This is a genomic window from Streptomyces sp. LUP47B, from assembly GCF_001746295.1.
GTDB lineage: Bacteria > Actinomycetota > Actinomycetes > Streptomycetales > Streptomycetaceae > Streptomyces.
Genome location: NZ_MJAH01000018.1, coordinates 89,609 through 111,639 on the forward strand (window position 1 = coordinate 89,609; position 22,031 = coordinate 111,639).

At 71.4% G+C, this 22,031-nt stretch carries 24 protein-coding genes; 14 read left to right on the forward strand and 10 right to left on the reverse strand.

Going from position 1 to position 22,031, the window contains the following annotated elements:
- Positions 1-40 precede the first annotated feature (40 nt).
- Positions 41-820 (forward strand): enoyl-CoA hydratase/isomerase family protein, encoded by a 780-nt coding sequence (locus BFN33_RS40110; protein WP_218109069.1) that lies wholly within the window; start codon positions 41-43, stop codon positions 818-820.
- Between the two features lie 358 nt (positions 821-1,178).
- Here BFN33_RS40110 and mftD read toward each other — a convergent pair whose 3' ends face one another.
- From mftD to mftA, 6 genes are read right to left on the reverse strand one after another with little or no spacing between them, the layout of a single operon-like run.
- Positions 1,179-2,369 carry a pre-mycofactocin synthase MftD gene (mftD, locus tag BFN33_RS40115; RefSeq protein WP_069765144.1) on the reverse strand — a complete coding sequence of 397 codons (1,191 nt, stop codon included), beginning with the start codon at positions 2,367-2,369 and terminating at the stop codon, positions 1,179-1,181.
- A 53-nt stretch (positions 2,370-2,422) separates the two neighbouring features.
- Positions 2,423-3,247, reverse strand: coding sequence for a mycofactocin-coupled SDR family oxidoreductase (locus BFN33_RS40120; protein ID WP_069765145.1), 825 nt, complete (start codon positions 3,245-3,247; stop codon positions 2,423-2,425).
- Positions 3,244-3,954, reverse strand: a complete 711-nt coding sequence (gene mftE / locus BFN33_RS40125; RefSeq protein ID WP_069765146.1) for a mycofactocin biosynthesis peptidyl-dipeptidase MftE — start codon at positions 3,952-3,954, stop codon at positions 3,244-3,246. Before mftE ends, BFN33_RS40120 begins: the two co-directional genes overlap by 4 nt.
- 3 nt (positions 3,955-3,957) lie before the next feature.
- Positions 3,958-5,160, reverse strand: coding sequence for a mycofactocin radical SAM maturase (gene mftC / locus BFN33_RS40130; RefSeq protein ID WP_069765147.1), 1,203 nt, complete (start codon positions 5,158-5,160; stop codon positions 3,958-3,960).
- A complete protein-coding gene (mftB, locus tag BFN33_RS40135) occupies positions 5,157-5,477 on the reverse strand; it encodes a mycofactocin biosynthesis chaperone MftB (protein WP_069765148.1) in 321 nt (106 codons plus the stop codon). The genes mftC and mftB overlap by 4 nt, the downstream gene beginning before the upstream one ends.
- A complete protein-coding gene (gene mftA, locus BFN33_RS40140) occupies positions 5,467-5,616 on the reverse strand; it encodes a mycofactocin precursor MftA (protein ID WP_069765149.1) in 150 nt (49 codons plus the stop codon). The genes mftB and mftA overlap by 11 nt, the downstream gene beginning before the upstream one ends.
- A 93-nt stretch (positions 5,617-5,709) precedes the next feature.
- Between mftA and mftR the strand changes: the two genes are divergently transcribed.
- Positions 5,710-6,354, forward strand: coding sequence for a mycofactocin system transcriptional regulator (gene mftR, locus BFN33_RS40145; RefSeq protein ID WP_069765150.1), 645 nt, complete (start codon positions 5,710-5,712; stop codon positions 6,352-6,354).
- Positions 6,355-6,402: 48 nt separating this feature from the next.
- On the opposite strand, the gene BFN33_RS40150 is transcribed toward mftR, so the two are convergent.
- Positions 6,403-7,170 (reverse strand): SDR family oxidoreductase, encoded by a 768-nt coding sequence (locus BFN33_RS40150; protein WP_069765151.1) that lies wholly within the window; start codon positions 7,168-7,170, stop codon positions 6,403-6,405.
- Between the two features lie 54 nt (positions 7,171-7,224).
- Between BFN33_RS40150 and BFN33_RS40155 the strand changes: the two genes are divergently transcribed.
- Together BFN33_RS40155 and BFN33_RS40160 are read left to right on the forward strand one after the other, a co-directional pair.
- Positions 7,225-8,745, forward strand: a complete 1,521-nt coding sequence (locus tag BFN33_RS40155; RefSeq protein ID WP_176742595.1) for a class I adenylate-forming enzyme family protein — start codon at positions 7,225-7,227, stop codon at positions 8,743-8,745.
- A complete protein-coding gene (locus BFN33_RS40160; RefSeq protein WP_069765152.1) occupies positions 8,738-9,877 on the forward strand; it encodes a thiolase family protein in 1,140 nt (379 codons plus the stop codon). Before BFN33_RS40155 ends, BFN33_RS40160 begins: the two co-directional genes overlap by 8 nt.
- A 355-nt stretch (positions 9,878-10,232) precedes the next feature.
- On the opposite strand, the gene BFN33_RS40165 is transcribed toward BFN33_RS40160, so the two are convergent.
- Positions 10,233-11,027, reverse strand: a complete 795-nt coding sequence (locus BFN33_RS40165) for an SDR family NAD(P)-dependent oxidoreductase (RefSeq protein ID WP_069765153.1) — start codon at positions 11,025-11,027, stop codon at positions 10,233-10,235.
- 93 nt (positions 11,028-11,120) lie between these two features.
- Between BFN33_RS40165 and BFN33_RS40170 the strand changes: the two genes are divergently transcribed.
- From BFN33_RS40170 to BFN33_RS40185, 4 genes are all read left to right on the forward strand, one after another.
- The gene (locus tag BFN33_RS40170; protein ID WP_069765154.1) at positions 11,121-11,759 is read left to right on the forward strand and encodes a TetR/AcrR family transcriptional regulator; all 639 of its coding nucleotides are present in this window, start codon (positions 11,121-11,123) and stop codon (positions 11,757-11,759) included.
- Between the two features lie 115 nt (positions 11,760-11,874).
- A complete protein-coding gene (locus tag BFN33_RS40175; RefSeq protein ID WP_069765155.1) occupies positions 11,875-13,203 on the forward strand; it encodes an acyl-CoA dehydrogenase family protein in 1,329 nt (442 codons plus the stop codon).
- Positions 13,200-14,234 (forward strand): phosphotransferase family protein, encoded by a 1,035-nt coding sequence (locus BFN33_RS40180; protein WP_069765156.1) that lies wholly within the window; start codon positions 13,200-13,202, stop codon positions 14,232-14,234. Before BFN33_RS40175 ends, BFN33_RS40180 begins: the two co-directional genes overlap by 4 nt.
- Before the next feature lie 11 nt (positions 14,235-14,245).
- The gene (locus BFN33_RS40185) at positions 14,246-15,073 is read left to right on the forward strand and encodes an SDR family NAD(P)-dependent oxidoreductase (RefSeq protein ID WP_069765157.1); all 828 of its coding nucleotides are present in this window, start codon (positions 14,246-14,248) and stop codon (positions 15,071-15,073) included.
- Between the two features lie 180 nt (positions 15,074-15,253).
- Here the strand turns inward: BFN33_RS40185 and BFN33_RS40190 are convergent, their stop codons facing one another.
- The gene (locus tag BFN33_RS40190) at positions 15,254-16,066 is read right to left on the reverse strand and encodes an acyl-CoA thioesterase II (RefSeq protein ID WP_069765158.1); all 813 of its coding nucleotides are present in this window, start codon (positions 16,064-16,066) and stop codon (positions 15,254-15,256) included.
- Between the two features lie 67 nt (positions 16,067-16,133).
- A complete protein-coding gene (locus BFN33_RS40195) occupies positions 16,134-16,829 on the reverse strand; it encodes a TetR/AcrR family transcriptional regulator (protein WP_069765159.1) in 696 nt (231 codons plus the stop codon).
- Positions 16,830-16,958: 129 nt separating this feature from the next.
- On the opposite strand from BFN33_RS40195, the gene BFN33_RS40200 reads away from it, so the two are divergent.
- Genes BFN33_RS40200 through BFN33_RS40225 form a run of 6 tightly spaced genes read left to right on the forward strand, consistent with a single transcriptional unit; the run spans position 16,959 to position 22,024 of the window.
- Entirely contained in the window at positions 16,959-17,993 is a 1,035-nt protein-coding gene (locus tag BFN33_RS40200) for an acyl-CoA dehydrogenase family protein (RefSeq protein WP_069765160.1), read from the forward strand.
- Positions 17,984-19,165: an acyl-CoA dehydrogenase family protein gene (locus tag BFN33_RS40205; protein ID WP_069765161.1), complete on the forward strand. Its 1,182-nt coding sequence runs from the start codon at positions 17,984-17,986 to the stop codon at positions 19,163-19,165. Before BFN33_RS40200 ends, BFN33_RS40205 begins: the two co-directional genes overlap by 10 nt.
- An 11-nt stretch (positions 19,166-19,176) precedes the next feature.
- A complete protein-coding gene (locus tag BFN33_RS40210) occupies positions 19,177-19,959 on the forward strand; it encodes an enoyl-CoA hydratase (RefSeq protein WP_069765162.1) in 783 nt (260 codons plus the stop codon).
- Between the two features lie 42 nt (positions 19,960-20,001).
- Positions 20,002-20,610, forward strand: a complete 609-nt coding sequence (locus tag BFN33_RS40215) for a carboxymuconolactone decarboxylase family protein (protein WP_069765163.1) — start codon at positions 20,002-20,004, stop codon at positions 20,608-20,610.
- Positions 20,607-21,443, forward strand: a complete 837-nt coding sequence (locus BFN33_RS40220; protein WP_069765164.1) for a TauD/TfdA family dioxygenase — start codon at positions 20,607-20,609, stop codon at positions 21,441-21,443. The genes BFN33_RS40215 and BFN33_RS40220 overlap by 4 nt, the downstream gene beginning before the upstream one ends.
- On the forward strand, positions 21,440-22,024 hold the full coding sequence (locus BFN33_RS40225) for a nuclear transport factor 2 family protein (protein WP_069765165.1): 585 nt from the start codon (positions 21,440-21,442) through the stop codon (positions 22,022-22,024). Before BFN33_RS40220 ends, BFN33_RS40225 begins: the two co-directional genes overlap by 4 nt.
- The last annotated feature ends 7 nt before the right edge of the window (positions 22,025-22,031 follow it).

The following is a 22,031-nucleotide window of genomic DNA, read 5'->3' on the forward strand; positions in this document are numbered from 1 at the left end:
GCCTGGAGGGTGACATGACCTGTTGGACCCGGAGGTTGACATGACCGGCCCGCTGTACGACCTGCCGCCAGAGATCGACGTACGCCCCGAAGGCCCGCTGCGTGTGATCACCCTCAACAGGCCCGACGCCCTCAATGCCGTCAACGATGCCCTGCACACCGGACTCGCCCGACTGTGGCCGCGGTTGAGCGAGGACCACGAGGCGCGCGCCGCCGTGCTCACCGGCAGCGGACGCGCGTTCTCCGCCGGCGGCGACCTCACCTACCTGGACCAGCTGAGCAAGGACCCCGAACTGCGCACGCGCACCATCGCCCACGGCCGCGACCTCGTCCTCGGCATGGCGCGCTGCCGCGTCCCGGTGGTCGCCGCCGTCAACGGCCCCGCGGTCGGGCTCGGGTGCAGCCTGATCGCGCTCAGCGACATCGCCTACATCCACGAGAACGCCTACCTGGCCGACCCGCACGTCCAGATCGGACTGGTCGCCGCCGACGGCGGCCCGCTCACCTGGCCGCTGCACACGAGCCTGATGTTCGCCAAGGAGTACGCCCTCACCGGCGCCCGGATCCGCGCCGACAAGGCCGTCGCCCTAGGCCTCGCGAACCACGTCAGCGCGGACCCGCTCACCGACGCCCTCGACTGCGCCAAGCGCATCGCGGGCCTGCCGCGGCAGGCAGTCGAGGCCACGAAGCGGCTGCTCAACCTGCACCTGGAACGCGCGGTCCTGGCCACCCTCGACTTCGCGACCACCGCCGAGTACCAGTCCTTCCAGACCGAGGACTTCCGGCAGACGCTCGCCGGGCTCCTGGCGAAGGACGCCTGAGCGGGGCACATCGCATGCGAGCTGAGCAGCATGCTGCGAACGGCATGCGAGCTGCGCCCACCCCGCGGCTACCCCAACTAGCCTCGGTTGGCGGTGCGTTGGCCGAGACCGCCGGTGCGCGGGCGGCGATCGCCCACGGGCGGTGGCAAAGCGGACGACGTCTCGGGATGCGTCCCCTTCCTCGCCTCACGCCTGTCCTCGTACGTCCCCGGCACGACCCTGCACCCCGACGGCGGGACGTACGCGTCGTCGGGGTGGTTCAACTGGCCACTGGCCGGGGCAGGGCTGGGCGAACCACGTCCCGGCGGGCCTGCTCGAGCGGGACGAGGCGCAGGGCTGAGGGGCGGAGCACCGCTGGTCACTGCTCTGCGCCGAGCCTGCGCACAAACCCCTCCGGTACGAGCACATCGTCGGGCCCGAGTTCCCGTACCGACGCGCGCCCGAGCCCGAGCAGCGCCGAGTCGACGCCGGAGCGCAGGATGTCGAGCACGTTCTCCACGCCGGCCTGACCGTTCGCCGCGAGGCCCCACAGATACGCGCGGCCGATCATCACCGCCCGCGCGCCGAGCGCGAGCGCCTTGACCACGTCGGCGCCGCGCCGCACACCCCCGTCGAGCACGATCTCCACCTCGTCGCCGACCGCTTCGGCCACCGCCGGCAGAGCGCGGATCGCGGCAGGGGTGCCGTCGAGGTTGTTGCCGCCGTGGTTGGAGACGGACAGGGCGGTGACGCCCGCGTCGACGGCGCGCTTGGCGTCGTCGATCCGGGCGATGCCCTTGAGCAGGAAGGGGGCGTCCCACTGCTTGACCAGCCAGGCCACGTCCTCCCAGGTCGGCGGCGGGGTCTGCATCCACTCGCCGTACGCGCCGAAGAAACCCGGCACTTCGGCGCCCGGGCCCTGCGTCATGTTCGGCACGGACAGTTCCGGCAGCCGGCGGGCCTTCGCGTAGGCGGCCAGCCAGCGTGGGCGGGTGAGGGCCTGGGGCGCGTACCGGATCATCGTGCGTACGTCGATCCGCTCGGGGATCGCCGGGCTGCCCCAGTCGCGGCCCTGCGAGAACGACCAGTCCAGGGTGAGGATCAGGCCCGCCGCACCGGCGGCGCGGGCGCGCTCCACGCGGTGCAGGATCTGCTCGCGGGTGCCGGACCAGTAGATCTGGAAGAACGTCCGCGGGTTCGCCGCCACCACGTCCTCGACGGGCTGCGATGCGAACGAGCTCAGCCCGAGCGCCGTGCCGCGAGCCGCCGCCGCGCGGGCGACGGCCAGCTCCCCGTCGGGGTGCACGGCCTGGACTCCCGTGGGCGAGCAGATGATCGGCAGGGCGAGCTCCTGTCCCATGACCGTGGTCGTGAGATCGCGCTGCGCGGCGAGGCCCGCCACGTGCGGGGCGAAGCCCAGGTCCCCGAAGGCCGCCTGGTTGTCCTTGAGGGTGAGGCCGCCTTCAGAGCCTCCTATCAGCGCGCCGTACACGGCGGGCGGCAGCCTGCGCCGGGCGCGTCGCTGCGCCTCGGCGACCGTCTCGAACCAGGGGTTGCCGAGCAGGGCCATGAGGATCCCTTTCTAAGCATGCAGGGTGTGCGGGGGTGGGAGATGACCGGTTCTCAGAGGGCGAGCCCCGCGTCGACCGGGACGACTGCCCCGGTCATGCCGCTGCTGCCGGGCCCGGCGAGGAACGCGAGGACCTCGGCGACTTCGGCCGGCTCGAGCAGCCGGCCCATGGGTTGCTGGGCGGCGAACGCCTCACGGTCCGGCAGGTCGTACAAGCGAGCGCTTTCGGTGAGGATCGGAGTGGCCGTGGAACCCGGGCTGACGGCGTTGGCGGTCACGCCGGTGCCGCCCAACTCCACGCCCAGGGCACGGATCAGACCCGCCACGCCGGCCTTGGCCGCGCAGTAGGCGGCCAGCATCGGCAGACCTCGCGTGGCCGCGGCCGACGCCACCGCGAGGAAGCGGCCCTGCCGGGGCTCGGGTCTGCGCAGCAGCGCGGGCAGCGCGGCCCGGGCGAGGTTCAGGACGCCGCCCAGGTCGATGTCGAGCACCGCCTGTTCCTCCGCCGGCGGCACCTCCCACAGCGGCACGCCGCCCGCGATGACACCCGCGCAGGCGATCGCCGCGTCCAGGCCGCCCCAGTACGTCTCGGCCTGGGACACGGCCTCGGCCAGAGCCGCGGGATCACGTACGTCGGCGACGAAGGGCCGCACGCGTGCGGGTGCGCCCGCCCGCGCCACCACCGCGTCGAGTTCCGCCTTGGTGGCCATCGGATACGGCAGATCCGGGTCGTCGCAGGCCAGATCGACCGCGAGTACGCTCCAGCCGCGGGCGGCGAGCGCCGCCACCGTGGCGGCGCCGATCCCGCGGCCGGCTCCGGTGACGAGTGCGACGCGGGGCCTCGTACCCGTATCGCTCGTTTTGTGTGTCCGGTTCACGGCGCCACCGCCTGCCGCCCGGCGCGCCAGTGCGAGACCTGAGCGACGAGTTCGTCGGTCAACTCCCGCAGCAGCGCTGTGCCTTCAGCCGCGCCGGCACCTGTCGGATCGCCCAGAACCCCGTTCTCGCTCGCCGCGCGCACGCCTCCCGCCCGCAGCGTCGGCATCAGCTCCGCCAACGGACGGGTGTTGCCCGCGACGGCCTCACGCATCCGCAAGCGGCCTGGGCGCAGGGCGAGTTGCAGCGACGTCTCCGTGCGCCCGGCGTGTGCGTCACCGCCGCGCCATGACGGCAGGAAGACGGTGACATCACGCGATTCGGCCCGCAATCGGGCCACGGCCCGGCCCACCGGTTCGGCGTTGCCGCCGTGCGCCGAGACAAGCAGCACGTGCTCGAAGGTGTCGGTGGCGCTGCGAACCAGCTCGACCAGGAGCAGTTCGAGCGCCTCCTGCCCGATGGACAGCGTTCCGGGGAACCCCGCGTGCTCGCCGCTGGAGCCGTAGGGGACGCAAGGCGCCACCAGCACGTCATCCCGCGCCCGAGCCAGGCGTTCGCACAGGGCGAGCGCGATATCCGTGTCCGTCGACAGCGGCAGATGCGGGCCGTGCTGTTCGGTGGATCCGACCGGCACGGCAAGCAGAGCGCCCTCGTCGACGTGCCGCTGCACCTCGGGCCAGGTCAGGTCCGACAGCCGCCGTCCGGACATGACTCACGGCTCCGGTACGAACCCGGCGAGCGGGCTCTCGTCACAGGCCCGGTCGGGGGCGCTCAGCCGCTCGGGGCGACGGCCGATCGTCACCGGGACCGGACGCGAACGGTGCGAATGGTCCTGGGAAGGGCGGGGTGCCGTGCCCACCGCGCTCGCCAGCGCCACCTGCCCCTGCCCCTTGACGCACTCGGGATCCGGCCCGTCAAGGGGCAGCCCCGTGAAGAACTTCGCCGCCATACAGCCGCCGCGGCAGGAGTCGTACGCGGAGCAGGACGTGCACGCCCCGCCGGACTGTGGGCTGCGCAGTTCCTCGAACAACTCGGAGTGCTGCCAGACCTGTTGGAAGCCGCCGGGAGAGCGGACGTTGCCCGCGAGGAAGTTCTCGTGGATCGCGAACGGGCAGGCGTACACGTCGCCGACCGGATCGATCAGGCACACCACGCGGCCCGCCCCGCACAGGTTCAGGCCGGGCAGGGCCCCGTCGCCGTAGCCGGAAAGGTGGAAGAACGAGTCCCCGGTGAGCACCGACTCGCCGTGGCTCAGCAGCCACTCGTACAGCTCGCGCTGCTGCTCCGGCAGCGGGTGCAGCTCGCCCCAGGTGTCCGCGCCACGGCCCGCGGGCCGCAGCCGGGTGATGCGCAACTGGGCGCCGTACCGGTCGGCCAACTCCTCGAACGCGTCCAGCTGGCCGATGTTGTGACGGGTCATCACCACCGACAGCTTGAAGCCCCCGAATCCGGCGTCGCGGAGGTTGGTCATCGCACGCAGCGCGGTGTCGTACGAACCGGACCCGCGCACCGCGTCATTGACCTCGGCGGTGGCCCCGTCGAGCGAGATCTGCACGTCGATGTAGTCGCTCGCTGCGAGCCGGCGGGCGGCCTCGGGGGTGATCCTGACGCCGTTGGTGGAGAACTTGACGCCGACGTGGTGCCGCGTCGCGTAGTCGATCAGCTCGAAGAAGTCAGGGCGCACGGTCGGCTCTCCGCCGCCGATGTTGACGTAGAAGACCTGCATCCGCTCCAGCTCGTCGATCACCGCTTTGCACTCGGCGGTGGTCAGCTCGCGCGGGTCGCGGCGTCCGGAGCTGGACAGGCAGTGCACACACGCCAGGTTGCAGGCGTAGGTCAGCTCCCAGGTCAGACAGATCGGGGCCGCGAGACCGTCCTCGAAGTGCTCGATGAGGGACGCCGATGCGAGGCTCATGCGGGGGACCTCCCTTCGCTGCGGGGGCAGATCATGTCCGAGGCCGCCAGGCCGTCCAAGGCACGGGCGAACAGCGGCAGGTCCTGCTCTCTCACTCCCGCGGCGAGACAGGCCGAGCGGGCGCTGATCTCCTGGTCGAGTGCGCGGAGCACGTCGAGCAGAGTGCGGTTCTTCAGGAAGGAGAGCCGCCGCGTCCCGAAGTGGTAGAGCAGCGCGCCGAACCGCTCGGGACGGATGGCCGCCCGGGGGTGCAGCCGCCAGGGGGCGTCGAGGTCGAAGGCGGGGCCTTTGCCGGCGCCCGCCAGGTCAGTAGACACCGCACATGCCGTCGATCGAGATCTCTTCGACCAGGACGTCCTCGGCCAGGGCTTCGGTGTCCCCGGCGGCTGCGGGGCCTGCCGGTTCGGTCTGTGCGGGGCGCTCGTCGCGGGTGAGCGTCTCGGGTTCGTAGGCCATGTCCGTGCTCCTCAGGAGGATGCGCGCAGTCTTTTTGGCACACTGTGACGAATGCTCGGAACCGTAACGTCACCCTGTGACATAATCAATACGGTGGAGCGAAGTCGCGGCAGGGAAGCAGCAGTTGGCGCCGACGGGGAGAGGCCCCGTGGGCGTCCGCGCGGCACCAGCGCACGCGCCCTCGACCTGATCGCGCTGCGCCTGTTCAGCGAACGCGGCTTCGACCGGGTCACGGTCGACGACATCGCCGCCGAGGCGGGCGTGACCCGGCGCACGTTCTTCCGCTACTTCGAGTCCAAGGCGGCCGTCCTGTGGCACGGCTGGGACACCGAAGTGGCCCGGCTGCAGCGGGCGTTGGACCGGATCGATGACGAGGTCCCGCTGATGCGGGCGGTGCGGCAGGCCGTCGTGGACGCCAACCGCACGCGCGGCGGCGACCCCGCCGAACTGCGCACCCGCATGACGCTGCTGACCGCCTCCGAGGCGCTGATGGCCAGTGCGGCTCCGCACTACGAGGCGTGGGGCCGGGCGATCAGCGAGTACGCCGCGCGCCGGCTCGGCGTACCGGCCGACGCGCTCATACCGCTGGCCGTGGGCCGTACCACTGTGGCCGCCTGCCGCGCCGCGTACGACTGCTGGCTGGCGGAACCGGAGAGCGACCTGACGGCCTGGCTCGACGAGGCGCTCGGGGCGCTGGGGGATGGGTTCGCCGCCCATGAGGGTGGAACCCAGAGCTAGTTGCCCCCTTGCTTCCATGTCCGAGCCGGGCAGTATGGCCTGTCCGGCCTACTTGGGCGGGAAGCGCAGCGCCCCGTCCAGCCGGATCACCTCGCCGTTGAGGTAGTCGTTCTCGGCGATCTGCTGCACCAACTGGGCGTACTCGGCCGGGCGGCCCATCCGCCTCGGATGCGGGACCTGCGGTCCCCAGTACGCCTCCAGCTTGTCGCCTGCCTGCCCGTACGCGGGTGTGAGGAACGTGCCGGGAGCCACGGTGACGACACGGACGCCCAGCGGGGACAGGTCGCGGGCCGCGACCAAGGTCATGGCGACGACGCCACCTTTCGCGGCGGCGTAAGGGAGTTGGCCGATCTGCCCCTCGTACGCGGCGATGGACGCGGTGTTGACGATGACGCCGCGCCCCGACTGTCCGTCCTGCGGTTCCTGGCGCGCGATCACGGCGGCGGCGAGCCGCATCACGTTGAAGACGCCGGTCAGGTAGATGTCGACGGTGCGGCGGAAGCCGTCCAGGTCGAGTGGGGTGCCGTCCTTGCCGACCAGGCGGCCGCCGGAGGCCGGGCCGCCGTGCGCGTCGACCGAGATGCGCAGTTCTCCCAGTGCCTCGGCCTCGGCCAGTGCTGACTGCACGTCCGCCTCACTGGTCGCGTCGGTGCGTATGTACCGCACCCCCAGCTCCTGTTCGAGGGCCTTGCCCTTCTCGTCGGCGAGGTCGGCCACGACGACTTTGGCGCCCGCTTCGTGCAGCCGTCGGACGGTGGCTTCACCAAGGCCGCCCGCACCACCCACCACGACCGCGGAACTCCCGCTGATGCGCATACGTGCTCCCCACTCTTGAAAGTGCGGCTCTTGAATCGCGAGAATATCACTCTCATGAATATCACCATGATCATCGAAATGGCGGCTTCGGCCGACGCTGAGCGGCCTGCGGTGACGGCGGACGGCCGCACCCTGACCGCCGGACAACTCCTGGAGCAGGCGCGCCGCGCGGCCGGCCGCTTCCGGGGCAGGCCGGCCGTTCTCTACCGCGGTGTCAACCAACTGGCCTATCCCGTGGCGCTGTTCGGTGCGGCGCTGGCAGGCGTGCCGTTCGTCCCGCTCAACTACCGTCTGGGTCACGAGCAGTTGGCGGAGATCGAAAGTCGGCATCCGGGCGCCTTGCTGCTGAGCTCCGAAGACCTCGTCACGCTCACCGCGCCATCCGAGAACGAGGTTTCCGACATCGCCCAGGAACCCGAGTGGGACCCGGACGCGGTGGCGGTCATCCTCTACACCAGCGGCACGAGCGCGGCACCCAAGGCGGCGCTGCTACGCCACCGGCATCTGCTTGCGTACATCCTCGGCACCCAGGAGTTCGGGTCGGCCGAGCCGGGCGACGCCGCGCTGGTCGCGGTCCCGCCGTACCACGTGGCAGGCCTGACCAACCTGCTCTCGAACCTCTACACCGGCCGCCGGGTCGTCTACCTGTCCGGCTTCGACGCGGGTAAGTGGCTGGCCACCGTACGCCGCGAAGGCGTCACCCACGCCATGCTCGTGCCGACCATGCTCGCCCGCGTCGTCGAGGCCGTGGAGGGTTCCGACGCGGGCACGCCGACACTGAGGCACCTCGCGTACGGGGGTGCGCGCACCCCGCGCGCCGTTGTGGAGCGGGCCCTCGCGCTCTTCCCGGAGACCGGTTTCGTCAACGCGTACGGGCTGACCGAGACCGCCTCGTCCGTCGCGGTTCTCGGCCCCGACGACCACCGCGCGGCCCTCGCCGCCGCCGACCCCTCCGTACGCGAACGGCTGTCGTCGGTGGGACGCGCTCTGCCTGGCGTCGAGATCGAGATCCGTGACAGTGCGGGAAAGGTGCTCGGCCCCGGGGTGACCGGGCTCGTGCACGTGCGCGGGGAGCAGATCTCCGGCGAGTACCAGGGGCGCAGCGCGCTTGATGAGGGTGGCTGGTTCCCGACGCGGGACCGGGGACGACTCGACGCCGACGGCTATCTGTTCATCGAGGGGCGCGCCGACGACACCATCATCCGGGGCGGCGAGAACATCGCGCCCGAGGAGATCGAGGACGTGCTGCTCGCCCACCCCGGGATCAACGAGGCGGCGGTGATCGGTGTCCCGGACGAGGAGTGGGGCCAGCGGATCGTCGCCTTCGTGGTCGGCGAGGGCGAGCCCGATGTCCTGCGAGGCTGGGTGCGCGAGCGGCTGCGTACCTCCAAGACGCCCGACAAGATCGTCTTCCGCCCCGGACTGCCGCGCACCGACACCGGAAAACTGCTGCGCCGCGTGCTGGTCGCGGAGTTCACCGAGTCGGAGAGCGCCCCTCCCGCCGACCCTGCAGAGCCGGCCGAAGCCCCCGCTCAGCCGGGCGACCACCCAGACCGAGAGGCCACCCATGCCTGAAGCCGTCATCGTCCGTGCGCTGCGCACCCCCATCGGTACCGCGGGCAAGGGCGCCTTGCGGGACACCAGCGCCTACGACCTCGCGGACCACATCGTGTCCGCCGCGGCGAAGGGCCTCGACCCGGCCGGCGTCGACGACGTGGTTCTCGGGGAGGGCCTGTACGGCGGCGGGGTCATCGCCCGGCACGCCGCGCTGACCGCCGGCCTGACCTCGATACCCGGAGCGGCCGTCAACCGGCACTGCGCGGCGGGTCTCGCCGCCGTCGAACACGCCGCCGCGTCCATCCGGTCCGGCATGGACGAACTGGTCATCGCGGGAGGCGTCAACTCGTCTTCGACGGGGCCCCGTTCGCGGCGCCGCACGGACGGCGAGTGGAGCGACTGGTATCCGCCGACCCACCCCGACCGGCCGGACGCGCCCAACTTCGACATGTCGTACACCATCGGCTGGAACACGGCTGTCGCCGAGAAGATCAGCCGCGAGGACATGGACGCCTGGGCCCTGCGCTCGCACCGGAACGCCGTTCGCGCCATCGACGAGGGGCGTTTCGAGGCCGAGACAGTACCGATCGGGACGCCGCACGGACTGTTCTCGGTCGATGAACACCCCCGCCGGGACACCTCGTTGGAGAAACTCGCCGCGCTCAAGCCGCTGCACCCGGAGATCGAAGGCTTCAGCATCACCGCAGGCAACGCCTGCGGCGGCAACGACGCGGCCGCGGCCCTCGTCGTCGCGAGCGACCGCCTGGGCCTGCCCGCACTCGCCACGGTGCGCGCGTGGGCTTCCGTGGGTGTCGACCCCGCCGAGACCGGCATGGCTCCCGCCCTGGCCATCCCCAAATCCCTGGCCAGGGCAGGGCTTTCCCTCGATGACGTCGACCTCTTCGAGATCAACGAGGCCTTCGCGTCGATGTGCGTGGCCGTCGTACGCCGCCTCGCCCTCGACCCCGACCGGGTCAACGTCAACGGCAGCGGCATCTCCCTGGGCCACCCGGTGGCCGCCACCGGCGCCCGGATGCTGGTGACGCTGGTGCATGAACTGCGGCGCCGGGGTGGGGGAGTGGGCGTCACCGCCATGTGCGCGGGCGGGGGAATGGCGTCGGCGATGGTGGTCGAGGTGGCGGGGCGGTGAGCCCGGGTTGAATACGGACTGCGGCGGGCGGTCCGCTTCCCCCGAAGGGGACCCGCGCCACCGATGTCGCGGGCGGCGCGCTGCTCGCTCCGGACTGCAATGGGGTGAACGGGCTCAGCGGCGCCGGCGGCGGCACGTACCGCCTGGGACCTCGCGGGGCGGCTCCCTCCGCCGGTCCTGGAACCGATGTCGCCGCTGTCTCGGACGGCTGCGTGAGCGTCTCCGCACTGACGGACGACGATGACGTCGATGCGCGAACGTCGGTGTGGCTGGGGAAGTCGGTGCGCGGATCGCGATGAGGCACCACGCCTCGTCACGCACCACGGCAAAGGGCGGGGGATGCCCCGAAGGACTCTCAGGGCATTCCCCCGTCGACCCGCAACATCGCCCCCGTCGTGTACGAGGCGGCGTCCGACATCAGGTACAGGGCGGCGCCGACGACCTCGCGGGGGTCGCCGATGCGCTGTAGCGCGTGGTCGCGGACGCCGTCCGCGAGCGCCTCGGGGTCGTCCTGCCAGCGGCGGGTGGCCCAGGTGGCGAACGGCCCGCACATCAGGGTGTTGACGCGGACCGTCGGTCCGAACGCGTGCGCCAGGCCCTCCGTCATCGCGTTGAGTCCCGCCTTCGCCGCCGCGTACGGCACGATCGGGGCGCGCGGGCGCAGTGAGCCGGTGGAGCTGACATTGACGATGGCTCCGCCGCCCGCCGCGGCCATCCGCTGCCCGGTGAGCACGGAGAGGCGGAACGGCCCCTTGAGGTTCAGGGCGACGACGGCGTCGAACATCTTCTCCGTCACCTCGCCCAAGTCCTCGTACACCGGCGACATTCCGGCGTTGTTGACCAGCACGTCCAGGCGGCCGAAGCGCTCGTGCACCGCGTCCACGAGCCCCGGCAGCTGGTCCCAGCGGCCCATGTGGACCGCGTACGGCAGGGCGGCGCGGCCCGTCTCCTTCTCGATCTCACTTGCCGTGGTCAGGCACGCCTCATATGTCCGCGAGGCGATCACGACGTCCGCGCCGCAGCGGGCCGCCCCGAACGCCATCTCCCGTCCCAGCCCGCGGCTGCCGCCCGTGACCACGACCACGCGGCCGCTGAGGTCGAACAGGCCGTCTGCGTATCCCCCGCGTCCCGCGTGTGCCCTGTGTCCCATGTGCGTCGCACCCCCGATGACAGGTCCGGCAAGTGCATGCGAAATTAGCATTCTCGCAATGAAGAATGAAACTCTTGCGCAGGAGGTAGAGCGTTGACTCCGACCGATCCCCACCGGCCGTCGCTCGCCGAACGGGCCGTGAGCCGCCGGATGGCAGGTGCCGAACAGAGCGCCCGCGCCGAGGTGGACGCCCTGCTCGACGCCGGGCTGAAGCTGATGACCGAGGGTGCGCCACGTGCGCCTCGCGTCGCCGACATCGTGGCTGCCGCGGGGCTCTCCAACGATGCCTTCTACCGCGCGTTCTCCGGCCGGGACGCCCTGATGGAGGCGATCGTCGAGCGTGGCGCGCGCGAACTCGCCGGACAGGTCAGGCGCCGGATGGAACGGGCCGTGGGTGACAGCGCCGAGGACCGGCTGCGGGCCGGCATCGCCGCCGTCGTACGGCAGGCCGCCGACCCGCGACTCGCGGCGGGCGTGCGGGCGGTCCTCGCTGCCGCCGTCACCCCGGTGCCGCACGCGGGGCACGCCATGGTGGTCCTGGTGGACGGCCTGGGTTCGCTCTTCGCCGGCCCGGCACGAGAGTTGGGGGCCGCCGACTCGGTCCGCGCCGGGCGGACGATCGCCGGGGCGGCCGTCGCCGCGCTGCAGCACTGGCTGTTGTCCGGCCACGCGCCGGACGAGGCGGATGTCGAGCAGCTGAAGCGCTTCCTGGTGGCAGGGGCCCGCTCCTGATCGAGGGGGTCGGCAGGCTGCTCCGCAGCGGCATCAAGAATACTGTTCCTGGACGCGAGAATGTCGTTCTGCTAGCGTCCGAACAACGTTCTGTCGCCCTGAAGGGGACCGCCACATGTGGGACTTCAGCACCGACGCCGCGTTCCAGGCCCGCCTCGACTGGGCCGACACCTTCGTACGGGATGAGGTCGAGCCGCTCGACGTCCTCTTCCCGGGCAACGCGGAACCGTACGACCGCTCCAGCCGCGTCTACCTCGACGCCGTCCGCCCGCTCCAGCGCCAGGTGCGCGAACAGGGCCTGTGGGCCGCCCACCTGCCGCCCGAACTCGGCGGCATGGGCATGGGACAGGTCCAACTGGCCCTGCTGAACGAGATTCTGGGCCGCTCCTCCTGGGCCCCGATGGTCTTCGGCACCCAGGCCCCCGACTCCGGCAACGCCGAGATCCTCGCCCACTACGGCACCGATGAGCAGCGCAAGGAATTCCTCGAACCGCTCCTCGACGGACGGATCGTCTCCACCTTCGCCATGACCGAGCCGACCGGCGGCGCCGACCCAGGGGGCTTCACCTGCCGGGCGGTACGCGACGGCGACGAGTGGGTGATCGACGGTGAGAAGTGGTTCGCCTCCAACTACCCGCACGCCGCGTTCGTCATCGCCATGGTCATCACCGACCCGGAGGTGCCGGTCCACCAGGGCTCCTCGATGTTCGTCATTCCGGCGGGCACCGGCGGCATGGAGATGGTGCGCGGCACCGGACTCGCGGGCGAACCGCTCGGGGAAGGGGTGCACGCGTACCTGCGCTTCACCGGCTGCCGCGTGCCCGCCGAGAACCTCCTGGGCGAGCCGGGCAGCGGGTTCGCCATCGCCCAGACCCGCCTCGGCGGCGGACGCCTGCACCATGCGATGCGCTCCGTCGGACAGTGCCGGCGCGCGCTCGACATGATGGGGGAGCGGATCGCCGGCCGCCGCACCCGCGGCCGCCCGCTCGCCGACCAGCAGGCGGTGCGGCACGCGTTCGCGGACAGCTGGATCCAGCTGGAGCAGTTCCGCCTCCAAGTCCTGCACGCCGCCTGGCAAGCGGACCGGGCCGCCCGCAGCGGCTCGCCGGAGGACGCCCGTACGGCACGCCTGCACATCTCCGCCGTCAAGGTGGCCACCCCGAAGACGCTCGTCGACATCACCTACCGGGCCATGCACCTGCACGGGGCGCTCGGCGTCTCCAACGAACTGCCGCTGGCCCGGATGTGGCAGGCAGGACCGGTGCTCGGTATCGCCGACGGTCCGACCGAGGCGCACAAGGACGTCGTGGCCCGCATGCTGCTCAAGGGCGTGGAACCGCCCGAGGACCGGCTGTTCGGTTCCGCGCACCTGCCCGCCCGACTGGCCGCTGCCCGTGAGAAGTACGCGGATCTGCTTCAGCCCGAGGAAGCGGGCGCCCGATGACCGACACCCTCGCACTCCTCAACACTTGGCCGGGCCTCACGGACCTGCCCGGCGACGGTCCGGTGATCGAGCTGTCGCCGCTCGCCGGCGGAGCGCAGAACATCCTCTCCCTCGTCCGCCGCGCCGACGGCACCGAGCTCGTCCTCCGCCTGCCGGGCCGCCACCTCGAGGACCGTGCCGCCGACGCCTTCCGTCGCGAGAGCGGCGCGCTCGCGGCGCTCGCGGACACGGACGTACCGCACCCGCGCCAGTACGCGTTCAGCCTCGACCAGGACTCACCGCTCGGCGGCCCCTTCTCCATCCTGGAGAAGATCGACGGGTTCACCCCGCAGGGCCGGTTCCCCGGCCGTTATGCCGAGGACGCCGACTGGCGCCGCCGCGCCGCCTTCGCCCTGGTCGACGGGGCGGCGAAGCTCGCCTCGGTCGACCCGTACGCGGTGGGCGCCGACCAGCTCGGCCGCCCCGACGGGTGGGTGGAGCGCCAGCCGGCCCGGTACCTGCGGATGCTGCACGGCTACCGTCGCAGCGCCGCCTACCGGGAGACCGAGTCCCCGCACGTCGACGCGGTGGCCGAGTGGCTGACGGGGCACACCCCGAAGCAGGGCCGGACCGCCATCGTCCACGGCGATCTGCAGTTCGCCAACGTGATGCTGTCGCACGACGCCCCGAGCCTGGCGGCGGTCGTCGACTGGGAGATGGCCTCCCTCGGCGACCCGCTGCTCGACCTCGCCTGGATCCTCACCGCCTGGCGGGAGGAAGGCGATCCCCCCGGCGCCGAGCCCTACCTCACCCCCTGGGACGGCATGCCGTCGCGCGCCGAACTCCTCGCGTACTACGCCGAGTCCACCGGCCGCGACACCTCCGCCTTCCGCTGGTTCGAGGTCCTCGCCTGCTTCCGGCTCGCCGCTCTCCTCGAAGGCAGCTGGTACGCCGCCGTGGAGGGCCGCCGGGACCGGGCGACCGGCGAGGCGATGCACTCGTACGCCGAGTGGCTGTGGGCCAAAGCGCGGCTCGAGATGGCACGGGACTGAGGGGGGCGAAGGTGCGCATCGAGAACTGGCAGGTCGCGGTGGTCACCGGCGGGGCCAGCGGCATCGGCTACGGCCTCGCCGAGGAACTGGCGGCGCGCGGGGTACGGCTGGTGATCGCCGACATCCGCGAGGACGGACTGGCCGCGGCGTGCGAAGCGCTCCGCGAGGCCGGGGCGGAGGTCACCGCCGTCGTGACCGACGTGAGCGACGCGGCGGCGGTCGCACGGCTCGCCGACCGGTCGATGAGCGCGTACGGGCGGGTGGACCTGGTGTGCAACAACGCCGGAGTCGTCTGTCCGGGCGCACCGATGTGGCAGCAGGACGACCACACCTGGCAGCGAATGATCGGCGTCAAACTGCTCGGCGTCGTCCATGGGGTACGTGCCTTCGCGCCTTTGCTGATCGAGCAGGGGGCCGGTCACTTCCTCAACACCGCCTCTGCCGGCGGCCTCGCACCGCTGCCCGGTCGCACCCCGTACGCCGGCACCATGCACGCGGTCGTCGGCCTGACCGAGACGCTCGACGCGGAACTGAAACAGGTGGCGCCGACGCTGGGCGCGACGGTGGTCTGCCCGGGTCTTGTGGACACCCCGCTCGGGCAGAACTCCGCAGCTCTCGGCGCCATCCCGATGCCCAGCGGAACCGCCTCGATGCGCGACCTCGCCCCGGACGGCATCCTCAGCCCACGCGAGGTCGCAGCGGCGGCACTGCACGCGGTGGAGGCCAACCGAGTGCACACGGCGCCGGGCACCGGTGTCGCGGCTCGCGCGCGGACACGCGTCGATGCCTTGCTGGCCGACATCGAGGCGGAGGAGAAGGCTTCGAGGATCGGGCCTTGAAGCGCACGAAGCACGCGCCGCCGGCGGCGGGCGCATCCGCCGACATGCCTCGGTCGAGTCCGTACGGGCGGCCTGGACCGCCTCGACATGCGCCTCGGCCCACGTCTGTGTGGCCGGTTCCTGAGCGGGAGTAAAGCAGGCCCCCGCCGAGGTCGCGACGACGTCGGCGGGGCCTGCCCGTCAGGGTGAGTGCGGAAGGCGCAACAGCGCGTCCTGTGCGTAGGACGCCACGAGGGAGCCGTCCGTGGTGAAGACGTCGCCTCGCCCGTGGCAGCGGCCGTGGGCGAGGAGCGGCGCGTGCTGGCGCAGCAGGAGCCAGTCGTCGACGCGGACCGGGCGGTGGAACCACACGGTGTGCGAGGTGACGGCCGAGGTGAACGCCTTGCCGGCGTCCTGCTGGCCGATGCCGTCGACCGTGCGCAGTGCGGTGCCGATCAGGGTCAGGTCGGTGACGTACGCGAGCAGCGAGGGGCCGAGGTCCGCCTCCACATGGGGGGTGCGCATCCACAGGTCCAGCTCGGCAGGCGCCACGCCTGGGGAGTCGAGGTCGGCGCTCGCCCGGGTCTCCCAGGGCAACAGTTCGAACTCCACGCGATGTTCCGGCCCGAGGACCACCGGCACGGGCGCCGTGAACTGTTGCTCCATGCCGGGCTCCACCCGGTGCAGGGACACGGCCGCGGTGGCGATGACGCCCGCGCTCTGGCGCGCGGTGAGGGACCACGTGGCGAAGGTGTTGCCCTCCTGGACGCGGACCGCCTCGTAGTGGACGGGCTCGTCGCTCCGGCCTGCGCGCGGGAAGAGCACATGCAGGGACTTCACGGCCTTGTCCGGACCGAGCCGCTGGGCGGCCCGGACGAACTGGGCCAGGAGCTGGCCGCCGAACAGGCGGTGATAAGCAAGCCGCTGGTTGGTGCCTTCGAAGACCGGTGCGGCGGCGTGCGGCAGAGGGCGCAGGTCGAGGCAGGCGAGAAGGTCGCTCCACAGATCCGACATGCGGCGAGTGTAGGGGAGCTGCGCGAAGATGAGAATGCCGTTCTCGCCGTTGGGTGGGCGTGGTGCTTCAGGTCCTCGTTCCGAAGCCGCCGGAGCAGAACGCCCACACTTCGTCGGCGTCGAGCGGCCGGGGCGCGGGGCCGTCCGGATTGACGCCGATGGCCGACTGCGACAGGAACATGGTCGTCTGCATCAGCATCGCCGCCGCGCGCCGGGGTCGCATGCCGGAACGCAGCCCGCCGGCCGCGTCGACCCCTTCCATCAGTGCGGCCAGGATTCCCAGCACCGGAGCGTGCGCGAGCCGTACCTCGTCGGGGTGCGTGAGCAGTAGCTGCGGGGCGAACTCGCTGAACAGGGGGTGCAGGTCACCGGGGCCCGGGCGGCACATGGCGAACAGCAGCCGGGTGGCCGCCTCCAGGCGGGCCACGGGCGCTTCGGCGGCTCCGGGCCCCGAAGTGGCCGCGCGCAATGCGTCGCCGGTCCGGCGCAGAGCGTCCTCGAAAAGGGCGAGCAGCAGTTCGTGCTTGCCGTCGAAGTGCTGGTAGAAGCTGCGCAGCGACTGGCCCGAGCGGTCGACCACCTCCTGCACCGTGAAGTCCGTGGTGCCCTTGTCGGCCATGAGCTCCTGAGCCGCGTCCAGGAAACGCTGCACCCGCTGCTCGGCGCGCTGTTTGGCCACCCGGGTGGAGCGCTCGACCGCGCGCTGCTTCCACGTCGGTTCGCTGTCCGCCGGGCCCGTGTCGAGGGAGATCTCCGGTTTCATGACGGGAGGCTACCCCGCTCTGCGATGATGAGACTATTACTTTCCCATCGAGAGAACGTTATTATCACCCTTGTCGGAGCGGCCCGCCGGGCTCGGTCGTTCACGGGACATCCGGACCAGGAGGCGACGATGCTCTTCGAGTTCGACGATGACCAGCGGATGTGGCAGAAGTCCGTCCGCGAGGTCCTCGCCAAGGAGTGCACGCCGGCGCTGGTGCGCGCTGTCGTCGACGCGGACGGTGACCACGAGCCCCTGTGGCACACGTACGCGGACCTCGGCTGGACCGAACTCGTGGATCCGGCACAGATGGTGGAACTCGCCATCGTGCTGGAGGAGTTGGGCCGCGCGACCGACCCGACGCCCTATCTCGCCACGCTCACCCAGTTCGCCCCCCTCGTTCCCGTAGGCCTGATCGCCCCCCGGGAGTCGGGCGCCGCGGTCGTCAAGGGCGTGCGGGCCCGGCGTGAGGGCCGGGTCTGGTTCCTCGACGGCCGCGTCCTCCATGTCCTCGACGGCGACCGGGCGGACTGGTTCGCCGTGGTCGCCGATGAGGGAGTCTTCCTCGTGTCCGCCGACGAGGTGCGGGCCGTACGGACACCGGCGCTGGATCCGGTCCTGCACCTCGCGGACGTGACCTTCTCGCAGGTGCGCGTCACCCAGGAGGCCCGGGTCGGTGCCGAGCCCCCACCGCACGCCCACGACGTGGGCCTCACTGCCATGGCCGTCACCATGGTCGGCGCGTGCCGCCGCGTGCTCGACCTGGTACTCGAACACGCCCGAACAAGGTGCCAGTTCGGCGCACCCATCGGCTCCTTCCAGGCCGTACAGCACAAAGCCGCCGACATGCATGTGGCGATCGAGCGAGCCCACGCACTCGCCTACCACGCCGCACTGACCATCGCAGCCGACGACCCGGACCGGCCGCTCGCGGCGGCCATGGCGAAGGCGGCGGCGGGCGAGTGCCAGGCGCTCGTCTTCCGGCACGGCATCCAGCTGTTCGGCGCGATGGGCTTCACCTGGGAGAACGACCTGCAGTTCGCGCTCAAGCGGGCCAAGGCGGGGGAGCTGATGCTCGGAGGTGCGGCGGCGCACCGGGCCCGAATCGCCGAACTCATCACCTCGAATCATCGCGACGCGGGAGGCACAGGCGCATCATGCAGCTGACCTTCGACGCCGAAGTGGAGGCGTTCCGGACCGAGTTCACGGCCTTCCTCGACACGCATCTGCCCGCCGAGGCGGATACGGCCGAGCGTTCGCACTCCACCGCGGACGTCCCCGTATGGGCCCGGCGCTGGCAGCGGCTGCTCTTCGACGAGGGCTGGCTGCTGCCCGGGAATCCGCCGGAGTTCGGCGGCCGGAACGCGACACTGATGCAGAGTTACGTGCACCTGGAGGAGCTCTCCCGGCGCCGCATCTATCACAGCTTCAACCCTCAGGGCCTCGGCATCATCGCCGCCTCCCTGCTCACCTTCGGCTCCGACGAGCAGAAGCGGCGCTGGGCCGTGCCGATCCTGCGCGCGGAGATGACCGCGGCCCTGGGAATGAGTGAACCGGGAGCAGGCAGCGATCTCGCCTCCCTGAGCACCAGGGCCGAACTCGCAGCAGACGAAAGCCAGTTCGTCGTCAACGGGCAGAAGGTGTGGACGTCCGGCGCCCACGACGCCGACCTGCTGCTCACCTTCGTCCGCACCGACCCCGACGCGCCCAAGCACAAGGGGATCAGCTGCCTTGTCATCCCCACCGACACCCCCGGCGTGACCCGACGCCCCTTCGGCTCCCTCACCGCCCCCGACGACCTCGACTTCAACGAGGTCTACTTCGACGACGTCCGCGTCCCGGCACAGAACCTCGTCGGCCCGCTGAACGAGGGCTGGCGCGTCGCGGGCGGCTCGCTCGGGCATGAACGCACCCTGCTCTGGCTCAGCTTCAGCGACCGCATGGACGAACTCCTGCGGGACTTCCGCCCGCTCACCGACCTCGACAAGGACTGGTACGCCACCCTCGCGATGGACGCCCAGGCCCTGCGGCTGCTCGGCCTGCGGGCCCTGGCGCGCGCCGCCCGCGGCGATCAGGACGTACCGGCTCTGTCCGTACTGAAGCTGCTCGGCTCGGAGGCGGTGCAGAAGGCCGCCGAACGCGCCCTCGAAGCGGCAGGACCGGACGGTCTCGCGCACCCCGCCACCACCGCCCCCGACGCGTACATGCACTGGGAGGACTTCGCCGGCAGCTGGTTCCAGCGCTACGCCCGCACCTTCGCCGGCACCATCGCCGGCGGCACCTCCGAGATCCAGCGCACCATCGTCGCCGAGCGCGTGCTCGGCCTGCCCCGAGGTTGAGGAGCCGATACGTGAACATCCTGTACGAGGTGAAGGACCGCATCGCGACCCTCACCCTCAACCGCCCCGAGGTGGCCAACGCACAGAACGCCGAACTGCTCGACGAACTCGACGCCGCCTGGACCCGGGCCGCCGAGGACGACGAGGTGGCGGTGATCGTCGTACGCGCCGAGGGCAAGCACTTCTCCGCCGGGCACGACCTCAACGACCGCTGGCCCTCGCCGGACGAGATCACCCTGGAGTGGATCTACAGCGCCGAGAGCCGCCGCTATCTCGACTACACACTGCGCTGGCGCAATGTGCCCAAGCCCTCCATCGCCGCGGTGCAGGGCCGCTGCATCGCGGGCGGTCTGATGCTCTGCTGGCCCTGCGACCTGATCGTGGCGGCCGAGGACGCGCTGTTCTCGGACCCGGTGGTCACGATGGGGATCGGCGGCGTCGAGTACCACGGCCACACGTGGGAGCTGGGTCCGCGCAAGGCCAAGGAGATCCTGTTCACCGGGCGTCCGATGACCGCCGAGGAGGCGGAACGGATCGGCATGGTGAACAAGGTCGTGCCGCGCGATCAACTGGACACGGAGACACGGGAGCTGGCCGAGCGGATCGCCGCGATGCCGTCGTTCGGGCTGCGGCAGGCCAAGCGGGCCGTGAACCAGACGCTCGACGTGCAGGGCTTCCATGCCGCCGTCCAGTCCGTCTTCGACATCCACCAGACCGGACACGGAAACGCGTTGAGCGTCACCGGATACCCGATTCTCGCTCGGCTCGAGGAAATGAAGCAGAAGCTGCGCTGAGAACCGGACCGGTCCCCGTACGCCCGCGAAGGAGCCCCACCCGTGCCCCGCATCGAACCCCTGCCCGTCCGTTCCTGGCCCCCCGAGATGCGCGCCGCCCTCGCCTCCCTGACCCCGCCGAACCCGCGCCACCCCGCGCCCGTCTCCGAGGGACGCCCCAAGGCCCTGAACGTGCTCGGCACTTACGCGCACCACCCCGAACTCGCCCACGCCTTCCTCACGTTCAACGGCCACATCATGCGCGCCACCACGCTCACCCCGCGCCAGCGCGAGCTCCTGGTCCTGCGCGTATCGGCACTGCGTGACTGCGCCTACGAGTGGTCCCAGCACGTCGTCCAGGCCGGAGACGTGGGCCTGACCGCGGAGGAGGTGCACCGCATCGGCCTCGGCCCCGACGAACCCGGCTGGCCTCCGCACGACGCCGCCCTGCTGCGCGCGGCCGACGAACTCGTCGTGGACGGTGCGATCGGAGAGAAGACCTGGGGCGAACTCGGTTCGACCCTCGGCACGCAGCAGTTGATCGACCTCATCTTCACCGTCGGCGCGTACGAGACGATCGCCTACCTCATGCGGTCCTTCGCCCTGGATCTGGACGACGACCTGCCCACCACAGCCATCCCGCACGCTCCCCGCAGCCCGGAGGAAACGTGACCGTCGCCTTCACCCCCATCGCCCCCGAGATCGGCGCGCAGACCACCGGTCTGTCCGGCACCCGTCTCCTCGAACCCGACGCGGTGGCCGCGCTGCGTACCGCCCTGGCCGAACGCGGCGTGGTCGTCTGTCGCGGAGCCGATCTGAGCGACGCCGAATTCTCCGCGCTGGGGCGGCAGTTGGGTGAGGCCGTCGTTCCGCCGATGGGCGGTGACGCGGCCCATCCGGAGATCGACACCATCACCCTCGATCCGGCCAAGAGCCAACTGGCCGAGGTGCGCCGCGGCACCTTCTTCTGGCACATCGACGGCACCCGCGACGAGACCCCGCAGAAGGCCACCGTCCTGCTCGCCCGGCAGGTCGCCGACGAGGGCGGCGACACCGAGTTCGCCACCACCTACGCCGCCTGGCGGGCCCTGCCCGACGACGAGCGCAAGCAGCTGGCGGACCTGCGGGTGGTGCACAGCTTCACCGCCGCTCAGCTCCTGGTGAACCCCGATCCCTCGCCGAAGGAGCGAGCCGCCTGGGACCGGATCCCCAGCCGCGAGCACCCCCTGCTGTGGACGCACCGCGACGGCCGCACGTCGCTCCTGATCGGCGCCACGGCCGAGCGGATCGTCGGCATGGCCGAGAAGGAGAGCCGTGAACTCCTCGACCGCCTTCTCGGCTACGCGACCCAAGAGCGCTTCACCCTGCGCCACAGCTGGCGCCCCGGCGACCTCGTGCTCTGGGACAACACCGGCCTGCTGCACCGTGCCCTGCCCTACGAGCCGGCCTCGCTGCGACTACTGCGGCGCATCACCTTCGCGGGCGAGGAGCCGGTGACGGCATGAGCGGCGACGAGGAGCTCCTGGCGCGGCTCGAGCGCCAGGTCCGATACTTGAACGACCGGCAGGAGATCCTGGACTGCGTCGCCCGGCACGCGCGCGGACACGACCGGTTCGACGCCGATCTGCTCACGGCCGCCTACCACCAGGACGGTGTCGACGAGCACGGTGCCACGGTCAACTTCGGGCCCGCGTACGCACAGTGGGCCAACATGATCCACGCCAAGTCGGCCGAGCTGCACACCCACAACATCACCACGCACCTCTGCGAGATCGACGAGGACGGTGACACGGCGCACTGCGAGAGCTACGTGCTTGTGGGACTCCTGTCGCACGACGGCAGGACCGCGCAGTTGATGAGTGGCCGCTACCTCGACCGCCTGGAGCGCCGCGACGGCACCTGGCGCATCGCCGTGCGCCGCTGCACGGTCGACCTCGCGCTGTCCGCCGACGCGTCCGTCCTGCGTACGCCCTTCTTCAGGGAGCAAGGCTTCGTCAAAGGCACCCGCGACCACGACGACCTGTCCTACCGCAGACCGCTGACCGCCGAGGACGACCCGGGACAGACACCGGTGACACGATGGTGAAGGGGGC